The 2,995-nt window shown below is 56.2% G+C and carries 3 protein-coding genes and 1 tRNA gene; 3 read left to right on the top strand and 1 reads right to left on the bottom strand.

Going from position 1 to position 2,995, the window contains the following annotated elements; genetic code table 11:
* The 3 genes from ACFDSS_RS14350 to ACFDSS_RS14340 all read left to right on the top strand — a co-directional run.
* Positions 1-1,339, top strand: a 1,339-nt coding sequence (locus ACFDSS_RS14350) for a capsule biosynthesis protein (protein WP_375256397.1), incomplete at its 5' end; no start/stop codon positions are given.
* Positions 1,339-2,172 (top strand): 3-deoxy-8-phosphooctulonate synthase, encoded by an 834-nt coding sequence (kdsA, locus tag ACFDSS_RS14345; RefSeq protein WP_375256396.1) that lies wholly within the window; start codon positions 1,339-1,341, stop codon positions 2,170-2,172. The genes ACFDSS_RS14350 and kdsA, both read left to right, overlap by 1 nt.
* A 109-nt stretch (positions 2,173-2,281) precedes the next feature.
* A tRNA-Gln gene (locus ACFDSS_RS14340) sits at positions 2,282-2,356 on the top strand.
* Positions 2,357-2,539: 183 nt separating this feature from the next.
* Here the strand turns inward: ACFDSS_RS14340 and ACFDSS_RS14335 are convergent.
* Positions 2,540-2,839: a hypothetical protein gene (locus ACFDSS_RS14335; protein ID WP_375256395.1), complete on the bottom strand. Its 300-nt coding sequence runs from the start codon at positions 2,837-2,839 to the stop codon at positions 2,540-2,542.
* Positions 2,840-2,995: the final 156 nt, after the last annotated feature.

The raw sequence follows: 2,995 nt of genomic DNA, 5'->3' as shown, positions 1-2,995 counted from the left end.
AGATTATGACGCCGTGCGCCAGCTGCGTCTGACCGGGATTGACCCGTTTCAGCGCAGCTCCATTGTTGCTCTCGTGAGGCCGGAAAAGGCCAACCAGGGCGGTGGAAAGATGCGGATGATGCTGCCCGATACCACGCACAGCAGTTTTGGCATGCCTGCGACCGCGAATACGGCAGCCGCCGAACAAAACGCCTCAGAGATCCGGCAGATCCAGGTTGATATTGCGCGCCGCCGTCGCCGCAAACTGGTGCTTTTGTTCACCCGGCTTGCGGTGTTTATCTTCCTGCCGACCTTTATGGTTGGCTGGTATTTCTACAATCTTGCCACCCCGATGTATGCCACCAACTCTGAGATCGTGATCCAGCAAGCCCAACCACAAGGCGGCGGGGCGACCGGTTTGGCCACGATGTTTCAGGGCACCTCCATGGCGACCCAGCAGGACAGCATCGCGGTGCAATCCTACCTCGCCTCGCGTGAGGCGATGTTGCGGCTGGATGCCGATCACGGGTTCAGGGAAGCATTCAGCGATCCAGGTGTGGATGCGCTTCAGCGCTTGCCAGAAGATGCAAGCAACGAGGACGCTTTCAAGGTTTATGGGGATCGCGTGCGTATCAGCTATGATCCGACCGAGGGGATCATCCGCATGGAAGTCATCGCACCCGACCCAGAAAAGAGCTTCCAATTCTCACATGCTCTGATTGGGTATGCGGAAGAACAGGTTGACCAATTGACCAGCCGTTTGCGTGCCGATCAGATGTTTGGCGCGCAGGCAAGCTATGAAGAAGCAGAGGCGCGACGTGCGGCGGCTCTGGCGGAATGGCTGTCTTTGCAGCAAAGCCTGCGCCAAATCGACCAGGCGAGCGAAACATCAGCCCGCATGGGACAGATCACAGGGCTTGAGAATGAACGCCAGCGCCTTGATTTAATCCTGCAATCACGACTGAATGTGGATCGCCCGAGCGAAGTGCAGGTGCAGGCCCTGCGCGACCAGATCAGCATCATCGACGCAGAGATCATCCAGCTGCGCGATCAGTTGACAGGTGGCAGTGACACGCAGGTGTCCTTGGCCGCGCGCAATACAGAGCTGCGCACCGCCGAAGAAAACTATAATTTCCAAACGATTATGGTGCAGCAGGCGCTTACGCAGATGGAAACCGCGCGCATTGAAGCCAACAGGCAAGTTCGTTATCTGTCGCAAAGCGTGCGCCCCGTGACCCCCGATGCCGCGGCCTATCCCCGCGCTTTTGAAAACACGATCTTGGCCTTTTTGATCTTTTCAGGCGTGTACCTGATGATTTCTCTGACCGCCTCGATCCTTCGTGAACAGGTAAGCTCTTGATGCATGAATTTGATATTGGCAATGTGACCGTCAGCAATGATCTGCCTCTTCTGGTCATCGCAGGCCCCTGCCAGCTTGAAAGTATCGAACACGCGCAAATGATTGCGGGCAAAATGGCCGAAATCTGTGCCGCTCATGGCGCGCAATTTGTGTTCAAAGGCTCCTACGACAAGGCCAACCGCACATCGCTTGGGGGCAAGCGCGGCCTTGGCATGGACGAAGGGCTCAAGGTCATGCAGTCCATCAAGGACAGCATTGGGTGTCCGGTGCTGACAGATATTCACGCGCCCGATCAATGCGCAACGGTTGCGGCGGTCTGCGATATTATGCAAATCCCGGCTTTCTTGTGCCGTCAAACCGACCTGCTGTTCGCCGCTGGTGAAACGAGTGTCGCGATCAACGTTAAGAAAGGTCAGTTTCTGGCCCCCTGGGATATGCCGAACGTGGTTTCCAAAATCGAAAGCACTGGAAACAAACGTATCTTGCTAACCGAACGCGGTTCCTCTTTCGGTTACAATACCTTGGTTGCAGACATGCGCGCGTTGCCCACGATGGCAAAGACCGGCTATCCTGTTGTGATGGACGCGACGCATTCGGTACAGCAACCGGGCGGCATGGGTGGCTCATCCGGCGGACAGCGTGAATTTGCGCCTGTGATGGCGCGTGCGGCGGTTTCGCTGGGGATTGCTGCCGTCTTCATCGAGACCCATGAAGACCCCGACAACGCGCCCTCAGACGGGCCGAATATGATTCCGTTGGATCAGATGGACAGGGTCGTCAAAAGCCTGATGAACTTCGATAAACTCGCCAAGGCCGACCCGCTGCGCGTCTAGGCGGCGGACGCCTCTTTCGCGCGGGGATGCCGACGGCAATAATAGCAACTTTTCTTTGAAAACGGGGCTTGAACCGCTGGTCGCGACGCAGTATCACCCGCTTCGCTGCTGGGATGTAGCCAAGTGGTAAGGCAACTGTTTTTGGTACAGTGTACCGTAGGTTCGAATCCTACCATCCCAGCCAGCCATTCCTCCGATTTGCTTACGCTAAGAGCCTGCCGGCTTTTTGTGCCGCGTTAGCGCGCCTTTAGTACGGTTGGTTTCCGACAGAGACGCAGGGACAAGCACAAAGCTGCCCAGTTTAGGCCCACAGTCTCCGTTACCGATTTCGGCGGTACGCGTTTGGACCGCTGTTTGAACTTTTGGCCTACAGCATAGCGAGGTCAATAACATCTTGCACCCGGCGCTTTGAGGTGCCTTTGGCTTCCGCGATCGCGGCAAAGGTCTTTCCCTCAAGCATCATCGCCATCCAGCGTTGCGCCTTCACAATGTTCTGTTCGAGTGTCCGGTCAACCTCTGGCGGCGCATCACACAGATGCAGTTTGAGTTCTACACCCCGCCTCCGCATGCGGAACGGTGCTTCAAGAAGCAGAGCTGTCCGATCAATTTGATCTGGCGTACATCCTTGGGAGACAGCCATTTCGTCCATGCTGAGATGAACTGTCAATGTGCCCGGCCGCAGATCAGATATCGTTCACACCATTTAAAAGTCCGTGCTGTTGGTTCCGAAGCACCGCCAAGTCTATCTAGCTTGGGCGTAAAAGCAGAGAGCGCCGATACAAACCGCGAACCAACATAGTGGCGCAAAGGCATTGCCGTTTAG

It is taken from the genome of Yoonia sp. (assembly GCF_042093035.1).
Classification (GTDB): domain Bacteria; phylum Pseudomonadota; class Alphaproteobacteria; order Rhodobacterales; family Rhodobacteraceae; genus Yoonia.
This window is presented reverse-complemented; position numbering and strand designations above follow the sequence as displayed.

What these genes read in the sequence shown, in the direction of transcription:
- kdsA (WP_375256396.1), top strand. Translation starts at nt 1,339, where the DNA reads ATGCATGAATTTGATATTGGCAATGTGACCGTCAGCAATGATCTGCCT.